The following is an 18,915-nucleotide window of genomic DNA, read 5'->3' as shown; positions in this document are numbered from 1 at the left end:
CGCCCGGCCAATCCCGCCAGCGCCGGGCAATTCGCGTCACCCAAAATATTCATATTGACGGAATTCGGAATTATCGTACTCTAGGTTCACTTGGCGTCCGACACGCCCCGATAGCTGCGAACGAACATTCACAGGCGCGATCCCCCACCATTTGTTATCACGGCGCTTTCGCGCTATTCACTCCGGCTGGAACAGGCCATCGTGCAACCCATTACATGATCGGGCAGTCCGCGCGTCCCCTCGCCCCGGTGGCGGTTGACCGCCGAAACTTCATTCGCCTCGCCGGAGCATCGGCCGCGGGATGGCTTGCGCTCGGCGCATCGCCGGACCGGGTCCGCGTCGTCGCCTCCCTGATCGGATTGCCGCTCGGCGATCCCCTGACCAACCGGAGTGCGCCGGAGAGCGCGACCTCGCGACTGAGCGCGCTGATCCAGGGCATGACCGAGCGCGGATGGGTGGAAGGCGTCAATGTCCGCTACGAGACCCGTTCGAGCTTCGGCGGCCCGGCGCAGCAGGAAGCTGCGATCCGGGAAATCCTAGCACTCAAGCCGGACGTGATCCTGACCTCGTCGACGATCGAGACCGCAGCTCTGACGGCGGCCACCAAGACGATCCCGATCGTGTTTGCCACCGCCAACGATCCCGTCGGCAACGGCTTCGTCGAGAGTCTCGCGCGCCCCGGCGGCAACGTCACCGGCTTTACCAACAGCACCGCCGAAATGGGCGGCAAATGGCTTCAGCTCCTGCGGGAAGCAGCTCCCGCCATCGAGCGCGTCGGCGTGCTTTTCAATCCGGAGACCGCACCGCGCGCAGGGCACTTCTTTCTCGACTCGATCGAATCCGAAGCCGCATCGACGGGCGTGACTGTCACGCCGGTGCCGATCAACGACGCAACCGGAATCGACCAGACCATCCGCGGCTACGCCGGTGCGCCCGCGGGCGGGATGATCGCGCTCGTCGACAGCTTCCTGGTCATCAACCGGCGCGCCATCGTCACCGCCGCCGCGCAGCACCGCGTTCCGGCAATCTATCCCTTTCACTATTTCATCGACGTCGGCGGGCTGATGAGCTACGGCGCCTCCCTCGAGGTGCGCTCGGCGGACTATGTCGACCTCATCCTGCGCGGGACCAGGGCCGGCGACCTTCCGGTGCAGTCGCCGCGCAAATACGAGCTTTTGATCAACCGCAAGGCTGCCGATGCCCTGGGGCTGAAGCTGCCAGCCACTTTGCTCGCCCGCGCCGACGAGATCCGCGAGTGAACGAGCCGGCCGACCAGGACACCTCGCGCACGCCTCCGAGCCGGCTGTTCCGCAAATATCTCTATTCGTTCGTCGCGCTTGCTTTCGCGGCGCTCGCCGTCAACACCGCGCTCGAGGTCTGGTTCTCCTACCGCGAGCAGCAGCAGCTCCTCGCGGCGACCCAGCGCGAACAGGCCGCATCGGCGGCGATCCAGATCGGCCAGTTCATCGGTCAGATCGAGAGCCAGCTCAGATGGCTGTCGCGTCTGCCGCCGGATCTGTCGGCGCAGGAGGACGAGCGGCTGAACGCCATCCGCCTCTTCCGCCTCTCGCCCGCCATCGCCGAGATCGCAACGCTCGATGCCCTCGGACGCGAGCAGGTCCGCGTGTCGCGCCGCCTCGCCGACAAGGTCGGCAGCCAGGCCGATCTTGCGGCCTCGCCGGCCTTTCTCGGCGCCAGGGCGAGCGGCATCTATTACGGACCTGTCTACTTCTTCGGCGATACCGAGCCGTTCATGACGCTTGCCGTTCTCGGCGGCGGCAACGATCCGCAAGTCACGGTCGCCGAGGTCAATCTGCGCTTCATCTGGGACCTCGTCGCCAGGATCAAGGTGGGCAGCACCGGCAAGGCCTATGTCGTCGACCGCAAGGGACAGTTGATCGCACATCCGGACTTGTGGCCGGCGCTACGCCACACCGATCTTTCCGGCCGTCCCGACGTCCAGGCGGCGCTTGCCGGCACCCCGCCCGCCGCGGGAGGACTCGTCAAGGACGACCTGTCGCAACGGCGCGTGTTGTCGACTTACGCAACCGTCCCTCCGCTCGGCTGGCTCGTTTTCGTCGAGCTGCCGATCAGCGAAGCCTATGCGCCGATCTACGCCTCCATCGGGCGCTCGACGTTCTTGCTGGTCGCCATGCTCGCATTCGCCGTTCTGGCGGCGTTCCTGCTCAGCCGGCGCATGACCGTCCCCATCCAGATGCTGACGCAGGGCGCAAAACGGATCGGCAGCGGCGATCTCTCCTTACGGCTTGCCATCAGGACCAATGACGAGCTGGAGGCGCTCGGCGACCAGTTCAACGTGATGGCCGCGCATTTGCGCGATTCCTACGCGACGCTGGAGCGCAAAGTTGCAGAACGCACGGCCGAGCTCGAAAAGGCCCGCGATCATGCGCTCGCCGAGCACGATGCCGCCGAGCGCGCGCGCAACGCCGCCGTAGAGGCCAACGAGACCAAGTCGCGCTTCCTGGCCGTCGTCAGCCATGAGCTGCGCACACCGCTCAACGGCGTCATGGGCGTGTTGCAACTGCTCGACGACGGCAGCCTGAACGAGGCGCAGCGGCGACACCTCGCGACTGCGGCCGGATCCGGCGAAACCCTGATCGCATTGGTCGATGCGATCCTGGAGTATGCGCGGCTGGAAGCGAGCACGGAAGCACTTGAGACCCGCGATTTCCGCCTCGATCAGCTCATCCAGACGGCCGCTGAGCTGATGCGTCCGCAGGCGGTGGCGAAGGGGCTGGCATTCGAGCTGTCTTGCGATGCGAGCCTCAATGCGCATGTGCATGGCGATCCGGTGCGGCTCAATCGCGTGCTGCTCAATCTCATCGGCAACGCCGTCAAGTTCACCGCGAAGGGCAGCATCACGCTCAAGGCCGCGCTCGCGCAGCAGCAGGATGCCCTGCTGCTGCGCGCGTCTGTCGCCGATACCGGCATCGGCATCGCATCCGCCATGCACGAGCGGATCTTCGAGGATTTCGTGCAGGCCGACGACAGCATTGCACGACGCTTCGGTGGCACCGGGCTAGGACTTGCGATCGCCCGCCGCCTGACGCGGTTGATGGGCGGGGACGTGACGGTGGAGAGCACGCCAGGCTCCGGGAGCGTGTTCCACCTCGCCGTCCCGCTCGGACTTGTCGAGTCAGCGACCTCACAGGGTGTTCCACGCGCGCCGTCGCGCGCGCTGCGCGTGCTGCTGGTCGACGACGATCCCGTCAATTGCGAGATCGGCGAAGCCATGCTCGGGCGGCTCGGGCATCATGCCGTGATTGCCACAGACGGCGCGTCCGCGGTCGAGCGGGCCCGCGAGGCGGCGTTCGACGTCATCCTGATGGACCTGCACATGCCCGACATGGACGGCGTGGAGGCCGCGGCGCGCATCCGCCAGCTTCGATTGCAGCAGACACCGCGCATCATTGCGGTGACCGCGGATGTGTCGCGGAATGCGCGCGAGCGCCTCGCCGGTGCCGGGATCAACAAGATCGTCGGCAAGCCGATCCTGATCAAGAACCTGTGCGACGCGCTCGAAGACGATCCGCAAGAGGGATCGGAGACAGCCCGGCTGGCCGCGGGCACGCTGATCGACGAGCGCTTCCTGAGCGATCAAAAAGAGCTGCTGGGCGCACAGCAGATCGCCAAGCTCTGCGAGCTGCTCGAGGAGACGAGTGAGACGCTCGCTACCGACATCGCCAGAGCCGCAGCCGCAGATGATCGCGCGCAGCTTGCGAAATGCGCGCACCGGCTTGGCAGCGCCGCCAGCGCGCTTGGCCTCGTTCGCCTGTTCGAAGCCTGCAACGCGATCGAGCTTGCGGCCGCATCGATGTCGATTGTGGAGTGCCGGACCGCAGGCCGTGAGCTGGACACGCTCCGGCAGGCATCCCTGCACGCGCTGGCCGGTCTGATCGGCCCCGAAAGAGAGCGCACCAGCGCCGGAGCTCCAGCGGTCCAAAAAGAGGCCCGCCAACCGGGGCGGGCAGGATTTTTAAGGGAGGAAGCGCCCTGACAAGGGAGCGCTATGCAATCTCTGCGATTCGATTGGAAACGGTAAGATCGTATAACTACTGTCATCTGCGTCTGCCTTGCTGCTAGCGGGCCGGCCGCAGGACCATCGCGACTGCCACGCAGGCCGGATCGGTTCCGCGGGCTCAACAGGGGATTTTCATGAGTTTTTCCAGCGTGTTCGCGCGCATCGTCGCGCTGATCGGCGGAGCTGCGCTCGTCTGGCGGCGGATGTCGGAGACCCAACCACAACCGGCCTGGGGCGGCGCGCCACAGATTCCGGAAGCCAAGCCGCAAGGCGCCATCCCGACGCTGAAGATGCCGACCGCGCGGGGCTGGCGCGATGGCGAGAAGCCGGTCGCCGCGCCCGGACTGAAGGTCAACGCATACGCGAGCGGGCTCGACCACCCGCGCTGGATCAACGTGATGCCGAATGGCGACGTGCTGATCGCCGAGGCAACGCAGATCGCGGGCGCGCCGAGGAGCGTGTTTCACTATGCGATGCAGGCGACGATGCGGCGCGCCGCAGCGCTCGGCGTCAGCGCCAACCGCATCACGCGGCTGCGTGATGCGGACGGCGACGGCGTTGCCGAGCAGCGCGGAACGTTCATGGAAGGACTGAGCCAGCCGTTCGGCATGGCGCTCATCGGCGACACCTTCTATGTCGGTAACACCGACGGCGTGGTCGCGTTTCCCTATGTCGCGGGCGCGGAAAGCATCAAGGCCTCGGGACGCAAGCTCATCACATTCAAACCAGACGGACACTGGACGCGCAGCCTGCTGCCGAGCGCGGACGGCAAGAAGCTCTATGCCGGCGTCGGCTCGCTCAGCAACATCGCCGAGATGGGCATGGAGGTCGAGGAGGGCCGCGCCGCCGTGTATGAGCTCGATCTCGTGAACGGCACGAGCCGCATCTTCGCCGGGGGCCTACGCAATCCCGTCGGCCTCGCCTTCGAGCCGAACACCGGCATGCTGTGGACCGTCGTCAACGAGCGTGACGGGCTCGGCGACGAGACCCCGCCCGATTACCTGACGTCAGTGCGCGACGGTGGCTTCTACGGCTGGCCTTACTGCTATTGGGGCCAGACGGTCGATGATCGCGTGCCGCAGGATGCGGCGATGGTCGCAAAATCGCTCACGCCGGACTATGCGCTCGGCGGGCACACGGCCTCGCTCGGCCTGTGCTGGATGCCGGCCGGCACCCTGCCCGGTTTTCCCGACGGCATGGTCATCGGCCAGCACGGCTCCTGGAACCGCTCGACGCTGAGCGGCTACAAGGTGGTGTTCGTGCCGTTCGAGAACGGCAAACCTTCTGGTCCCGCGCGCGACATCCTGTCGGGATTCCTCGCACCCGACGAGAAGGAGTCCTATGGCCGGCCGGTCGGCGTCGCGCTCGGGCCTGACGGCTCGCTGCTGGTGGCCGACGACGTCGGCAACGTCATCTGGCGCGTGACGGGCGCGTAAGCGCGCTCACGTCCCCACGCTGAGCGTGGCGCGCTGCTTGCGCAACAGGGCGATCACGGACAATGCCGTGATCATGCCGGTCTTCGGGTTCTCCGAGGGGATGTTCTCGATTCCCATCGAGAAGCGCGCGGAATCCGCCTCCACCTCGATGCGGTGCACGTTGCGAGTCACGCTCGGATCGGCCCAGATCTCGACCATGGTGCGATCGGGGCCGATGCCCGCCAGCGACAGCGCGACCGCGACGTTGAGATTGGCCGGAAAGCCCTTGGCCGCCTCGCGCGCCGTGCCCGCGAACAGTCTGAGCGGCTCGCGCAAATTGTCGATGTCGATGCCGTTCCGCACGATGAACGGCGCGCCCTTCAATCCGTCGATCGGCTTGCGCGTGACCATCTTGACCGAATGAATGGTGCCGACGGCTGCCGCGTTGACCGCATCGAGCCCGATCAGCGCACCGGTCGGCACGATGATGCGGCCGCGATTTGCCTTGGCGAGATCGATGAGGTCGGAATTGTCCAGGAGCGCGCCGACGCTGACGACCACCGCCGCCTTGCCTCGCCTCACCACCGGCTCGACGATGCTGCGCAACAGATGGCTCGGAGCGCACTCGACGACGATGTCGGCGGCCTCGGCGAGCTGCTCGATCGGCAGGATGGCCGGCGGCTGGCGCAGGCTGCTCAGAAACGCGCGGTGCTTGTCGGGGTCGCGTGCTGCAATCGCCGACAGGACGAGCCCCTCGATGCCGCGATCGAGCTCGACGGCGATCTTCGTGCCGATCGAGCCCAATCCAGCGATCGCAACCCGCACGTCCTGCTGCTGATGATCGGCCATGCGCAACACCTCTCTGCCGCGCCTTTCATAGCCCGGCAGCCTCATGCGCGCAAAGTCGCTTCAAGCGGCCTCGGCTCACTGCTCGAAGGTACGCACGCCGTGAATGCCGGCATCGGTGCGGATCATCCGCCCCTTCTTGCCGTCGGACGTGACGAAGATATCCCAATGCGCGGTGCCGCCGGGCTGGCCGTCCATGATCAGGGCGCCGGTACAATCGGCGTTGATGGTGTACGTGCCCTGAAGCGTTTCGCGCACCAGGCTGTTGGTCTGGCGGATCGAAGTTTGCTTGCCCGAGAACCTGCCACTGCCGTCGAAATTGAAGACACCGTAGTGCACGTTGGTGCCCTGTCCGTCGAAGACGTAGGCGCCCTGCAGCTTATCCACCGCGCATCCGGCAGCGGCGTAGGTGGGAGAGATCGAAGCGCACGCCAGGATCAGGCCGCCGACCGCGCCTGCCAACATTCGATTGAACTGCATGTTTGCCCCACTGCTCAGATGTTGAGAGCGCAAGCACACGCGCAAATTGAGGCGCAAAAAGGGAGACCACTCGAAGCCCGCAGATTTGCGGACAACGCAGCGCAGTGCGCGTGTCAGTTACGCCCCGACAGCGCGCGCAGGCGCGCGTAGGCCGGTCGCGCGAGGCAGCCGTCGAGCCACCGCGCCAGATGCGGACAGGCCGACAGATCGAGCCGGGAAATCCTGCCCCAGGCAAGGATGGAGGCGACGTTGAGGTCGGCAACCGTGAAGCCGTCGCCAGCGAGATGGCCGCGTGCGGCAAGCGCCTTGTCGAGGATGCCGAGCGGCTTTTTCAACAGGAGTTCGGATCGCGTGGCATGCGAGGGGTCGCGGCAAAAGTCCGGTAACAGCGCGCGATGCATCAACAGATCGAGCAGCAGGCCATCCAGCTCCAGCATCGCCCAGATGCTCCACTGCGAGGCAAGGCCGGTGACCTCCGGCCCGCAATGCATGGGCCCACCATACTTCTGTGCAAGATAGAGATTGATCGCCATGGATTCCCACAGCACGAGATCGCCGTCGACAAGCGTCGGTATCAACGCGTTCGGATTGAGACGGAGATAGTCCGGCGTTTGCAGATCAGCGGGACTGGTGCTCCTTTCGACCAGTTCGTAGGGCTCTCCGATCTCCTCGAGCATCCAAAGGCAGCGCGTCGCGCGCGATCGCAGATTTCCGTAGAGCTGAAGCATCGTGGCCTCCACTGGCGGATGGAACGCGTCTTGAATAACGGATCGACCATATCCGAGATCGCACGAAAGGCGTATGCTCCTCCCGCACCTGTTCGGCCGAACAGTTATCGCAGCGGGAGGACCTCAATGCCCGAGAGCGTGATGTTTCACGATGGAAATCGGCAGTTGCAGGACCAGTTCGACAGCCGGCGGATTTCCGACCGGCTGGAGGAGAAGTTGACGCGGACAGAATTTTCCGACGACGACAGGCTGTTCATCGGCAGCCTGCCCTATTTCTTTCTGGCGACAGCGGATGCGAAAGGGCAGCCGGATTGCTCGTTCAAGGGCGGGCCTCCCGGCTTCGTGCGCGTGACCGGGTCGTCGGAGATCGCCTTTCCGGACTATGACGGCAACGGTATGTTCAAGAGCCTCGGCAACATCGTCGTCAACGCGAACGTCGGCCTGCTCTTCATCGCCATGCACGACAAGCCGCGGCGCCTGCGCGTCAATGGCACGGCGAAGGTGAGCGATCGCGATCCGCTTCTGGCCGAGACCGTCGGCGCGCAGCTCATCGTGCGCGTCACCGCGCGCGCGATCTTCCCGAACTGTCCGCGCTACATTCCGACGATGCAGCTCACCGGGCCATCGATCTACACGCCGCAGGCCGGGTGCGACGCTCCGGAGCCGAAGTGGAAGGGATTTGCGGACTTCAGCGATGTCGTCCATCCGCGTCAGCCGACGTTCAAGGGCTGATGACGGGCGATGATGGCCGGGACAAGCCCGGCCATGAAGATCACATCAACGTCGGTGTGCGAGCGCTACTCCCACGACCAGGCCGAGAAATCGTTCTCGAACTGCGGGACTTCCTTCCAGACACCCTTCAGCTTCTTGCTGGTAACGGTGACCCATTGCGGCTGGAACAGGAAGCCGGCAACCGCATCGGTTGCCAGCATGCGCTGCGCATCGCCGAGCAATTTTGCGCGACCGGCCTCGTCCGGCGTCGTCACGATCTGCTTGTAGAGCGCGTTAAAGGCCTCGTTGTTGTAGCCGAGATAGTAGTCGGGCTCGGTCAGCTTCACGAGATCGAACGGCTCGACATGGGAGACGATCGTGAGATCATAGTTGTGCGGCCCGTTCGGCGCGAACACCTGGGACAGCCACTGCGCCCACTCGACGTTCTCGATCTTGGCGGTGATGCCGACCTTGGCGAGCTGGGCCGCGAGGATCTCGCCGCCCTGCCGCGCGTAAGGCGGCGGCGGCAGCTTCAGGCTGATTTCGAGCGGCGCGGTGACGCCGGCTTCCGCCAGCAGCTTCTTCGCCTTCTCGGGGTCGTGAGGATTGACGCCGGTGGTGTCGACATAGCCGAGCGAACCCGGCGTGTAGAAGCTGCCGATCGGCGTGCCGTAACCTTCGACCGAGCCGTCGATCATCGCCTTACGATCGATCGCGGCGAGGATGGCGCGGCGCACCCGCACGTCGTCGAGCGGTTTCTTCTTCTCGTTGATGGCGACGATGGTCTTGGCCTTGGAGCCACCGACCAGCACGGTGAAGCGCGGATCGGACTTGAACTGAGCGACGCCGCGAGTCGTGACGCGCGGAAACGCGTCGACGTCACCGGACAGCAGGGCAGCAATCTGCGCCGCGGGATCGCCGATGAAGCGGATCGTCACCTTGGAGAGCTTGATCGCCGGGGCATTGCGATAGTCCGCCCATTTGTTGAGCGTGATCGAGGAGCCCTTGACCCAGGCGCCGAGCTGGTACGGCCCGGTGCCGACCGGCTGGGTCACGTTGGTCGCCGCGCTCTTCGGCTCGACGATCGAGGCGCTCGCCTGCCCGAGCAGGAACGGCAAGTTGGGCTCGGAATATTTCGCCGCGAGCACGACCGTGTCGGCGTCCGGCGCGTCAACCTTCTCGAAGCTCTGGAACAGGCTCTTGTCCTTGTTGGTGCTGTTCGAGGCCGCGTTGCGTTCGAACGAGAACTTCACCGCCGCGGAATCGAATGGCTCGCCGTTCTGAAACTTCACGCCCTTGCGCAACTTGAACGTATAGGTCTTCAGGTCGGGCGACGCCGTCCAGCTCTCGGCGAGCAGCGGCGACACCGAGCCGTCCTCGTTGATCTTGGTCAGCGTCTCATAGATGTTGTAGAGCGTGACTTCGGCAATCGCCGCCGCGGCTGCGTTGGTGGGATCAAGTCCCGGCGGCTCCAGCGTCATGCCCATGACGACGCTGTCCTTCTTGCCCTGCGCCAGAGCCGGCAGCGACGCCGCGGCGAACGCGGCAGCTAGTGCGACGATGGTGAATCTCTTGAACATATTTTCTCTCCCCGGCCGGTAACCCGATCAATCCATGCCAATCCGCAGCCTGACGCTAACCGACCTCCGCGGTCACGGCCGGCAGCGCCATCACCTGTTCCGCCTTGTGGCAGGCCGCAAGATGCGTCTCTCCGACCCTGCGTAGCGCAGGGGCGGCCTCGCGGCAATGCTGGTCGGCGAGCGGACAGCGGGAAATATAGGGGCATCCGGTCGCAGCTGATGATTGCGAGGCGATCGCCTGCGCGCCGCGGCGGCGGCGCACACGCCCGGCGCGCGCGCGCGGCACGGCATCCAGCAGCGCGCGCGTATAGGGATGGGCGCAATGTTCGAACAGGTCCTCCGGCCGGCCCTGCTCGACGATCCGGCCGAGATACATCACTGCGACCTCGTCGCAGAGATAGTCCACGACCGCGAGATCATGGCTGATCAGGATGTAGCTCAGGCCGAACTGCTCCTGGAGGTCCTGCATCAGGTTCAGGACCTGCGCCTGTACGGAGACGTCGAGCGCGGAGACCGGCTCGTCGGCGACGATCAGCTTCGGCTGGGTAATCAACGCGCGCGCAATCGCGATGCGCTGGCGCTGGCCGCCGGAGAATTCGTGCGGATATTTGTCCATGTCCGCATCGCGCAGGCCGACCTGCCGCAGCACCGCTGAGACCCGCGCGCGCAGCGTCGCACGATCGGTCCGCTCCAGTGCGGTGAGCGGCTCGGCGACGATGCGCGCGATCGTCTGGCGCGGATCGAGCGATCCGTACGGATCCTGGAACACCATCTGAAAATCGCGCCGCGCGCGGCGGAGCTCATCTGCGGGCAATTGATTGAGGTCGCGGCCGAGCAGCTCTACCCGCCCCGACGTCGGCCGCTCGAGCGCCATCACCACGCGGGCAAAGGTCGACTTGCCCGAGCCGGATTCGCCGACCACGCCGAGACTTTTCCCCGCCTCGATCCGCACGCTCACGCCGTTGAGCGCCAGCACCTGGCCGGGCGGCCGGAATAGGCTTTCGCGCGGCAGCGTGTAGCGCTGCACAAGGTCGTTCACGTGGAGAAGCGGCTGTGAGGTGGCGGTCATGCGGACACCGCCCCTACGCGATCAGCCATCGATACGTCCGTCCTGATGCAGCGCACGCCATGGCCGGGGCCGACGTCCACCACCGGCGGAGGCGCCGCGCGACAACGATCGATCACCAGCGGACAACGATCGGCGAAGGTACAGCCGGACGGCAGATCGGCAAGCTCGGGCACCGTGCCGGTGATGGTCTTCAGCCGCGTTCCCTTCCGCGCGCCGAGCTGCGGCCGGGCGCGGAACAGGCCTTGCGTGTAGGGATGACCCATGCGCCTGAACACCTCGTCGGTCGGTCCGCTCTCGACCACGGTGCCGCCATACATCACCATCATGCGCCCGACGTTCTCGGCGATGACGCCGAGATCGTGCGAGATCAGGATCATGGACATGCCCCGCTCCTCGACGAGATCGGCAATGAGATCGAGGATCTGCCCCTGGATGGTGACGTCGAGCGCGGTGGTCGGCTCGTCGGCAATCAACAGATCGGGCTCGCAGGCGAGCGCCATGGCGATGGTGACGCGCTGGCGCTGCCCGCCGGAGAACTGGTGCGGATAGGCATCGACGCGCTTTCCCGCGTCCGGAAGCCCGACGCGGTCGAGCAAGGCGATCGCCTCGGCGCGTGCCTGCGCCGCCGAATAATTCTTGTGGCGCCGGAGCGGCTCGGCGACCTGATGCCCGATCGTGTGCATGGGATTGAGGGCGGTCATCGGCTCCTGGAAGATCATGCTGATGCGGTTGCCGCGCAGCTTGCAGTAATCCGCGTCCGAAAGCTTGACGAGTTCGCGGCCATCGAGGCGGGTGCTGCCGGTGACCACCGCGCTATCAGGCAACAGGCCCATCAGCGCGAGCGCGGTGACCGACTTGCCGCAGCCGGATTCGCCGACCAGCCCCAGCGTCTCGCCGCGCCTGAGAGAAAAGCTGATGCCGCGCACGGCCTGCGCCGGGCCACGGCTCGTGTTGAGACGGACGCCGAGATTGTCGACGTCGATCAGCGGCGCGTTTGCGGGATTGCCCATCGTCACCGCTCCCGCGCCAGACGGGGATCGAGCAGATCGCGCAATCCGTCGCCGAGGATATTGAGGCCAAGGACGGCGACCGCGATCGCCGCGCCCGGATAGACCGCAAGCATCGGCGACTGGAACAGCAGCGTCTGCGCGTCGTTCAGCATGCGACCCCAGGACGGCTGCGGCGGCTGCGTACCGAGCCCGAGATAGGACAGCGCAGCTTCGGCCAGGATCGCGAGCGCGAACTGGATCGTCGCCTGTACGATCAGGATCGACAGGATGTTCGGCAGCACGTGCTCGATGGTGATGCGAAAAGCCCCCTTCCCCGACGCGCGCGCCGCCAGCACGAACTCGCGCGCCCAGATCGCGTTGGCCGAGCCGCGGGTGACGCGAACGAAGACCGGGATCTGGAAGATGCCGATCGCGGTGATCGAGGTCAGCATGCCGGGACCGACCACCGCGGCGAGCATGATCGCCGACAGCACGGCCGGAAACGCGAAGGTAAAATCGCTCATGCGCATGATGAGCTCTTCCGTCCAGCCTTTGCGCGCGGCGGCGATCAGTCCGAGGCAGACACCGAAAGTCAGCCCGATTCCGACCGCGATGATGCCGACCAGGATGGTCGAGCGCGCACCGACCAGCAGCAGCGAGACGATATCGCGGCCGAAGGAGTCGGTGCCGAGCCAGTGCGAGAACGACGGCGGCTTGAGCTTCGAGGCGATGTCGATTTCGTAAGCCGACCAGGGCGTCCACACCAGCGAGAGCAGCGCCGAACCGATCACCAGGAGAACCAACGCGCCGCCCAGCACGAAACTGCGATGGCGGAACGCGCGGCGCCAGAAGCCGGTCGCGGGCCGCGAGGGAGCTGAAGTCGTCGGCAGGCCGACGGCAGCGGTCAGTGGATCGCTCACAGGTCGTGAACCTTGATGCGGGGATCGATGAAGGCATAGAGCACATCGACCACGAAATTGACGATGACGACCATGGCAGCCAGCAGCATCACGCAGTTGCGCACCACGATCAGGTCGCGATTGGCGATCGACTGGAAGATCAGCCGGCCGAGGCCGGGCAGATAAAAGACGTTCTCGATCACGATGGTGCCGGCGAGCAGATTGGCGAATTGCAGGCCCATCACGGTCATCACGGGGATCATCGCGTTGCGCAGCACGTGGCTCCAGAGCACCTCGCGCTTGCCGAGCCCCTTGGCGCGCGCGGTGCGGACGAAATCCTCGCGCAGGACTTCCAGCACCGCCGAGCGCGTGACGCGGGCCAGGATCGCGGCCTGCACCACGGCGAGCGAGATCGCCGGCAGCAGCAGCGATTTGACGCCGGGCCAGATGCCGTCGTCCCAGCCGGCAAAGCCGCCGGCCGAGAGCCATTGCAGCTTCACCGAGAACAGCAGGATCAGCAGAATAGCGAACCAGAAGTTCGGCAGCGCGATGCCGACCTGGGTCAGCGACATCACGCCGACATCGCCGAGCCTGTTGTGGTTGGCGGCGGTGTAGATGCCGGCGGCGAGCGCGAGCGTCACCGTGATCAGCATGGACATGATCGCGAGCGGAATGGTCAGCACCAGCCGCTCCCCGATCAGGCCGGCGACGGGCGTGCCGTAGACATAGCTGTTGCCGAGGTCGCCCACCGCCATGCCCTTGACCCATTGCAGGTAGCGCACGGTGAGCGGTTGATCGAGGCCGAGCTTGATGGTCAGCGCCCGCACCGCATCCGGCGAAGCATCGGCGCCCATCAGCATCTGCGCGGCGTTGCCAGGAAGCGCGTCCAGCACCAGGAAAATGATCAGGGATGCGCCGACCAGCGTCGCCAGCAAGGTCACAAGCCGCCTTAGGACAAATACGCTCATGCGCTCTCAGGTTCAGGCTCGGGAATTCAAGGCTTCCCCCGGCACGATCAACATGTCCCGGCGCCGGACGCAAGTGCCTTGGTGCAAGTGTCTTGGTGCATGTGTCCCACCTCAGCCGGGCCGGCGGGACAAAAGATCGTGCGAGGCCTCGAACAGCGCGCTCACGCGCAACAGCTCGGCATCGTCGCGGAAGCGGCCCACGAGTTGAAGGCCGATCGGCAGCCCGTCCCGGCCGAACCCACAAGGCAGGCTGATCGCGGGGTGACCGGTCATGTTGAACAGCATGGTCCAGGGGAACCAATGCGGCCGGACGCTGTCAAAACTCCGGCCGTCGATCTCGATGGTACCGAACAGGTCCTGGTCGATCGGCAATGCCGTCCGGGTCAGGGTCGGCATCGCCAGCAAATGGCCCCGCGTGAGCAGCGATTGCACACGGCGGAATAACGCCGTGCGCGCGAACATCGCCTCCTGGTAGTCGACGCCGCTCACCTTCGTCGCGAGCGCGAGTTGCTTGAGGAACGCTTCGCTCAACTCGTCCTTGTGGTCGGCCGCGAGCTTGGAGAAACGCGTCCGCCAGACGGTGTGGTTGATCGCGCGCCAGATCGGCTCGATGTCGAACCCCTCGCCGGAGAACTCCTCGAGCTCCGCGCCGAGACCCGCCAGCTGGTCGAGGCCTGACTTGAAGGCATTGGCGACATCGGCCGAGACAGGTCGTCCGGGCGGCGACAGGCAGTACATGATCCTCTGCCCGCGCAGATCGCCGAGCTGCGCGGCCGTACCAATGAAATCGGGCGCGGGAAGACCGATCGACCAGGGATCGCAGGCATCCTCCCCGGCCATGGCCTGCATCATCAAAACGGTGTCCGCGACGGTCCGCGTGGTCGGCGTGACATAGGTCTGGTTGCCGAAGGCATCCTGCACCTGGCTGTGCGGAATGACGCCATTGCTCTGCTTCAGGCCGACGACGCCGTTGCAGGCCGCGGGAATCCGGGTAGAGCCGCCGCCATCGGTTGCGATCGCCAGCGGCGCGATGCCGCTAGCAACCGCCACCGCCGCGCCGCCGCTGGAGCCGCCAGAGGAGCGCTCGGCACTCCAGGCGTTGCGAGTGCGGCCGAACAGCGGCGAGTCGGTCAGACATTTCGAGCCGAATTCCGGCGTCGTGGTCTTGCCGATCAGGATCGCGCCGTGGGCGCGCAGCCGCGCCACCGCCACGGCGTCCTCCTCCGGCACATTGTCCTTGTAGGGAACGGCGCCGAAGGTGGTCTTCACGCCCTTGGTGTTGACGATGTCCTTGACGGTAACGGGAATGCCGTGAAGCAGGCCAATCGGGTCGCCCGCCATCACCTTGCGCTCCGCCTCGCGCGCCTCGACAAGCGCCTCGTCGGCGCACAGGGTGATGAAACAGTTCAGCTTCGGCTGCAATGCTTCGGCGCGGGCGAGCACAGCCTTGACGATCTCGACCGGCGAGGCCTGCTTGCGGGCAATGAGGTCGCGCAGATCAACCGCGGACAGCAGGCAAAGGTCGCCGTTCATTATCAAACCATGCTCCGGAAAGCCGGCCCGCGTTGGCCGATGGCATTGACAGCGAGAATGGCACCCATGTTAACTCGCCGTCCAATACGATTTTGACGGCCAACCCATACGTTTTCAGTATGCCTATGGATCTTCGCCGGCTCCGCTACTTCGTGGCGGTGGCCGAAGAGCGCAGTGTCGGCAAGGCCGCGGAGAGGTTGCGGATGGCGCAGCCACCGCTCTCGGTCCAGATTCGCAAGCTCGAGGCCGAAATCGGCACGCCTCTGTTCCATCGCGGCACGCGCGGCATGGATCTGACCGAGGCGGGGCTCGCGCTGTTGTCGCGGGCAAGCGAAGCCCTTGCGCTCGCCGCCGAGGGCGTCGAGGCCGCGCGCGCCGTGGCGGCCGGACGGCGCGGTCGCCTCGCGGTCGGATACATGTTCGTTCTTGCGAATGCAGTCCTGCCGCGACTCGTTCCGGAATTGCGCCGGTCGCTGCCGGGGGTCGATCTCGACTTCGTCGAATTGAGTGCATCGACGCGCGAGAGCATGCTGCTCGACCGGACCGTCGCCGCCGCCCTGAGCATGCCCGCGATCCGCCATCCGGAAATTCAGGCAAGCCAGATCGGCAGCCAGCGGCTGATGCTTGCGGTTCCGGCGCGTTCGCCGCTCGCTCGGCTTGCGACCGTGCCGGTGACGAGATTGCAGGGGCGACCACTCATCGCGCTGCCGCGGCCGGATGAAGAGCCGACCTCCTCTGCGGTCGCGGCGCTCTTGCGACGGCACCAGGTGGTGATGCCGATCGCGAGCCGGGTCGAAACCGTGCACTCCGCGCTCAGCCTCGTTCTGGCCGGCGAAGGCGTTGCGATCCTGCCGGCCTGCGCGCAGCTTGCTTCGCCGCGCGGCATCGTCTTCAGGCCATTCCTCGACGCCGCCGATGCCATCGAGATCGCAGTCTGCTGGCGGCGGGATTCGCTGAGCCCGCTCATCCAAAGCTTTCTCAAATGCGCCGAGAAGGCGGTCGCGCGGATCTGACGCGCGAAGAGCTACCAGCGCCAGTCGATCTCGCTCAGGCGCGGCGGATCGGCGCCGGGCCGAGTGCAGGTGAAGCCGGCGCAATTGGCCGCGAAGGACAGCGCGCGGCGCAGCTCATCGGCGCCGATGTCCGCGAGTTGCTGCCGACGCAAGCGCGCCTGCTTGTGCAGGGCGAACAGCAGCGCCGCTTGAAAGCTGTCGCCAGCGCCGATCGTGTCCGCGACCGTCACCTTGGGCGCGGCGACATCGATCTTCCCCGCCGTCTTGTGCCAGGCGACGGCGCCGTCGATGCCACGGGTAATGACGACGAGGCTCACGCCTTGCCCAAGCAACGTATCGGCCCTCTGCTGGTACGGCTCGTCACGATAGAGATAGGTGAAATCGACGTCGGACATGCGGACGATATCGGCGTTCGCAGCGAATTCGGCCATGCGCGCGGCATAGGACGGCTTGTCCTTGACGAGGTTGGGCCGGCAGTTCGGATCGAACGAGATGGTGGAAGACGCCCGCGCGTCTGCAATCAGCGCCCCGGTCTCGGCCGCACCGGTGTCGTTGACCAGCGTCGTCGAGCCGACATGGAGCGCTTCGATGGTCTCGAACGGAATGGACCCGCGCCGATAGGTCCAGTTCCGCGTCGCGGTCTCGGCGTCGTAGAAGGCGTAGTGCGACTCGCCGGCAACGATGCGCACGAAAGCGAGCGTTGTCTGATGATCGCTGCGCGCGGCGTAGCGGAGATCGACGTCGGAGGCTTCGGCATGCGCCGCGATCATCTGCCCGAACATGTCGGTCGAGAGGCCGCCGACGAAACCGGTCGGCGCGCCCAGCCGCGCCATGCCGATCGCGACGTTGAGACAGGAGCCGCCGACCGCAGGCATCACGGCCTCGCGGCCGTCGGCTGCGCGCGTCGGCACGAAATCGATCAACGCATCGCCACAACTGAGCAGCATCACCCGTACCCTTATCCCGCCCTTATCCCGGCAGCGTCAGCTCGAAGCCGGCCATAGCTTCGCGGCTGCCGCAGTCGACCTCGCGCAGCATCTTATAGGCCTTTCGCTTGCGGCTGTGAAACTCGGCCATGCCGGGCGCTGTAGGCTCGCTGAGGCGGCCGAGCGCCGACATTTTGGCCATGGTCTCGCCGATCGAGGCGAAGGCGCCGCCGGCGACCGCGCCAAGCATGGCGGCACCGAGCAGCACCGGCTCCCTGGTCTGCGGCAGCGCGACGGTCAGCCCCGTTGTATCCGCCATGATCTGCCGCACCAGCGGGCTGCGGCTCGCCCCACCGCCCATGATCATGATGCTGGAGTGAACACCGTGCGCGGCAAAGGCCTCGTTCACCTCGGCAAGACCATAGGCAAGGCCGCAGAGCCCGGCGACGAACAGGCGCTCCATCGCGCCGATGTCGGTATCGAGATCGAGGCCCGCGATCACCGCGCGCGTATCGGGATCGGCGTAGGGCGAGCGGTTGCCGATGAACTCCGGAAGAACGTGGATATCGCGTGCCAGCAGCGCGGCACGACTCACATCGCCCGCGCGCGCGATGATGCGCTTCTCCAGGAAGTCGATGATATCAAGCCCGTCCTTGCGTGCGGCCGTGCTTGCCTCGGCATATCCCGCATGGGACCTGAGAAGGTGGTCGATTGCAGCTCCCGCAGCCGACTGCCCGCCCTCGTTCAGCCAGAAATTCGGCACCATGCCGGAGTAATAGGGCCCCCACACGCCGGGAACGAAGCACGGCTCCGTGGTCGTCGCCATGATGCAGGCGGATGTCCCCATGATGTAGGCGAGGCGGTCGCAGACATCGGCGGTGCCGCCCGAGGCATCCCGTCCGCCGATCGCGCCGATGCCGCCGGCGTGGGCATCGATCAACGACGCGCCGACCGGGGTTCCGGCACTCAATCCCAGATCAGACGCCGCCGTCCGGGTCAGGCCCGTCCCGAGCCGCGTCCCGGGCGCGACGATCTCGGTGCCGATGCGGGCGTATTTCTCGGCGACGAAGTCCGACAGCCCGATGCGCTGGAAGAACGGCGCACTCCAGCCGCCGCCATCATGCGCCAGGTAGTTCCATTTGCAGGTCACCGTGCAGGTCGAGCGCTGGAGCGAGCCGGTCGCGCGCCAGGTCAGATAGTCCGCAAGGTCGAAAAAATGGCCGGCGGCATCAAAACTCTGGCGCAGATGCCGCTTCAGCCATAGCAGCTTCGGCATCTCCATCTCGGGTGAGATCGAGCCGCCGACATAGCGCAGCACATCGTCCTGCGTGTCATTGATCAGACGCGCCTCGGTCGTAGCGCGGTGGTCCATCCAGACGATGACATTGCGCTGGCTGTCGCCGGAGCCACTGACCGTGACCGGCTCGCCGTCCTTGCCGAGCACGACCAGCGAGCAGGTGGCATCGAACCCGATGCCCTTCACGGAGTCGGGCGCGATGGCGGCCTCAGCCATGGCCGCGCGGACGGATTTGGAGCAAGCGTCCCAGATGTCCGACGACGATTGCTCGACGATATCGCCGGCCTCGTGCCAGATCCTGATCGGATGCCGCGCGGTCGCCAGCAGATTCCCGGCCTCGTCAAAAACCCCTGCCCGCGTGCTGGTCGTCCCGACATCGACACCGATATACGCCTGCGGCATTGTCGCTCCCGTCAATT

16 protein-coding genes are annotated in these 18,915 nt (G+C 65.9%); 5 read left to right on the top strand and 11 right to left on the bottom strand.

Translation table 11 applies throughout. The features are described from left to right. Positions 1 to 215 precede the first annotated feature (215 nt). From Q2941_RS00770 to Q2941_RS00760, 3 genes are all read left to right on the top strand, one after another. Positions 216 to 1,259 (top strand): ABC transporter substrate-binding protein, encoded by a 1,044-nt coding sequence (locus tag Q2941_RS00770; RefSeq protein ID WP_458191266.1) that lies wholly within the window; start codon positions 216 to 218, stop codon positions 1,257 to 1,259. Beyond that, complete coding sequence (locus Q2941_RS00765) at positions 1,256 to 4,018, top strand: hybrid sensor histidine kinase/response regulator (protein ID WP_458191265.1); 2,763 nt, start codon at positions 1,256 to 1,258, stop codon at positions 4,016 to 4,018. The genes Q2941_RS00770 and Q2941_RS00765 overlap by 4 nt, the downstream gene beginning before the upstream one ends. A gap of 158 nt (positions 4,019 to 4,176) precedes the next feature. After that, positions 4,177 to 5,478, top strand: a complete 1,302-nt coding sequence (locus Q2941_RS00760) for a PQQ-dependent sugar dehydrogenase (protein ID WP_458191264.1) — start codon at positions 4,177 to 4,179, stop codon at positions 5,476 to 5,478. A gap of 6 nt (positions 5,479 to 5,484) precedes the next feature. On the opposite strand, the gene Q2941_RS00755 is transcribed toward Q2941_RS00760, so the two are convergent. From Q2941_RS00755 to Q2941_RS00745, 3 genes are all read right to left on the bottom strand, one after another. Further along, positions 5,485 to 6,306, bottom strand: coding sequence for an aspartate dehydrogenase (locus Q2941_RS00755; RefSeq protein ID WP_027521126.1), 822 nt, complete (start codon positions 6,304 to 6,306; stop codon positions 5,485 to 5,487). A 75-nt stretch (positions 6,307 to 6,381) separates the two neighbouring features. Then, positions 6,382 to 6,768 carry a hypothetical protein gene (locus Q2941_RS00750; RefSeq protein ID WP_458191263.1) on the bottom strand — a complete coding sequence of 129 codons (387 nt, stop codon included), beginning with the start codon at positions 6,766 to 6,768 and terminating at the stop codon, positions 6,382 to 6,384. Positions 6,769 to 6,896: 128 nt separating this feature from the next. Then, on the bottom strand, positions 6,897 to 7,511 hold the full coding sequence (locus Q2941_RS00745) for a glutathione S-transferase family protein (protein WP_458191262.1): 615 nt from the start codon (positions 7,509 to 7,511) through the stop codon (positions 6,897 to 6,899). A 126-nt stretch (positions 7,512 to 7,637) separates the two neighbouring features. Between Q2941_RS00745 and Q2941_RS00740 the strand changes: the two genes are divergently transcribed. Beyond that, positions 7,638 to 8,243, top strand: coding sequence for a pyridoxamine 5'-phosphate oxidase family protein (locus tag Q2941_RS00740; RefSeq protein WP_458191261.1), 606 nt, complete (start codon positions 7,638 to 7,640; stop codon positions 8,241 to 8,243). A 65-nt stretch (positions 8,244 to 8,308) separates the two neighbouring features. Here Q2941_RS00740 and Q2941_RS00735 read toward each other — a convergent pair whose 3' ends face one another. The 6 genes from Q2941_RS00735 to Q2941_RS00710 all read right to left on the bottom strand — a co-directional run bounded on the left by Q2941_RS00735 (position 8,309) and on the right by Q2941_RS00710 (position 15,260). Further along, entirely contained in the window at positions 8,309 to 9,802 is a 1,494-nt protein-coding gene (locus Q2941_RS00735; protein ID WP_458191260.1) for an ABC transporter substrate-binding protein, read from the bottom strand. Between the two features lie 55 nt (positions 9,803 to 9,857). Next, complete coding sequence (locus Q2941_RS00730) at positions 9,858 to 10,871, bottom strand: ABC transporter ATP-binding protein (RefSeq protein WP_254113207.1); 1,014 nt, start codon at positions 10,869 to 10,871, stop codon at positions 9,858 to 9,860. After that, entirely contained in the window at positions 10,868 to 11,881 is a 1,014-nt protein-coding gene (locus Q2941_RS00725) for an ABC transporter ATP-binding protein (protein WP_027521130.1), read from the bottom strand. Before Q2941_RS00725 ends, Q2941_RS00730 begins: the two co-directional genes overlap by 4 nt. 2 nt (positions 11,882 to 11,883) lie before the next feature. Further along, complete coding sequence (locus tag Q2941_RS00720; RefSeq protein WP_027521131.1) at positions 11,884 to 12,780, bottom strand: ABC transporter permease; 897 nt, start codon at positions 12,778 to 12,780, stop codon at positions 11,884 to 11,886. Next, positions 12,777 to 13,727, bottom strand: coding sequence for an ABC transporter permease (locus tag Q2941_RS00715; RefSeq protein ID WP_027521132.1), 951 nt, complete (start codon positions 13,725 to 13,727; stop codon positions 12,777 to 12,779). Before Q2941_RS00715 ends, Q2941_RS00720 begins: the two co-directional genes overlap by 4 nt. Before the next feature lie 111 nt (positions 13,728 to 13,838). Further along, positions 13,839 to 15,260: an amidase gene (locus Q2941_RS00710; RefSeq protein ID WP_027521133.1), complete on the bottom strand. Its 1,422-nt coding sequence runs from the start codon at positions 15,258 to 15,260 to the stop codon at positions 13,839 to 13,841. Positions 15,261 to 15,385: 125 nt separating this feature from the next. Here Q2941_RS00710 and Q2941_RS00705 point away from each other — a divergent pair, with 125 nt between their 5' ends. Then, on the top strand, positions 15,386 to 16,273 hold the full coding sequence (locus Q2941_RS00705; protein WP_027521134.1) for a LysR family transcriptional regulator: 888 nt from the start codon (positions 15,386 to 15,388) through the stop codon (positions 16,271 to 16,273). A gap of 11 nt (positions 16,274 to 16,284) precedes the next feature. Here Q2941_RS00705 and Q2941_RS00700 read toward each other — a convergent pair whose 3' ends face one another. Next, positions 16,285 to 17,220: a carbohydrate kinase family protein gene (locus Q2941_RS00700; protein WP_254113212.1), complete on the bottom strand. Its 936-nt coding sequence runs from the start codon at positions 17,218 to 17,220 to the stop codon at positions 16,285 to 16,287. Positions 17,221 to 17,242: 22 nt separating this feature from the next. After that, positions 17,243 to 18,898, bottom strand: a complete 1,656-nt coding sequence (locus Q2941_RS00695; RefSeq protein ID WP_458191259.1) for an FGGY-family carbohydrate kinase — start codon at positions 18,896 to 18,898, stop codon at positions 17,243 to 17,245. Positions 18,899 to 18,915: the final 17 nt, after the last annotated feature.

The sequence above is a fragment of the Bradyrhizobium sp. UFLA05-153 genome, from assembly GCF_054185185.1.
This window is presented reverse-complemented; position numbering and strand designations above follow the sequence as displayed.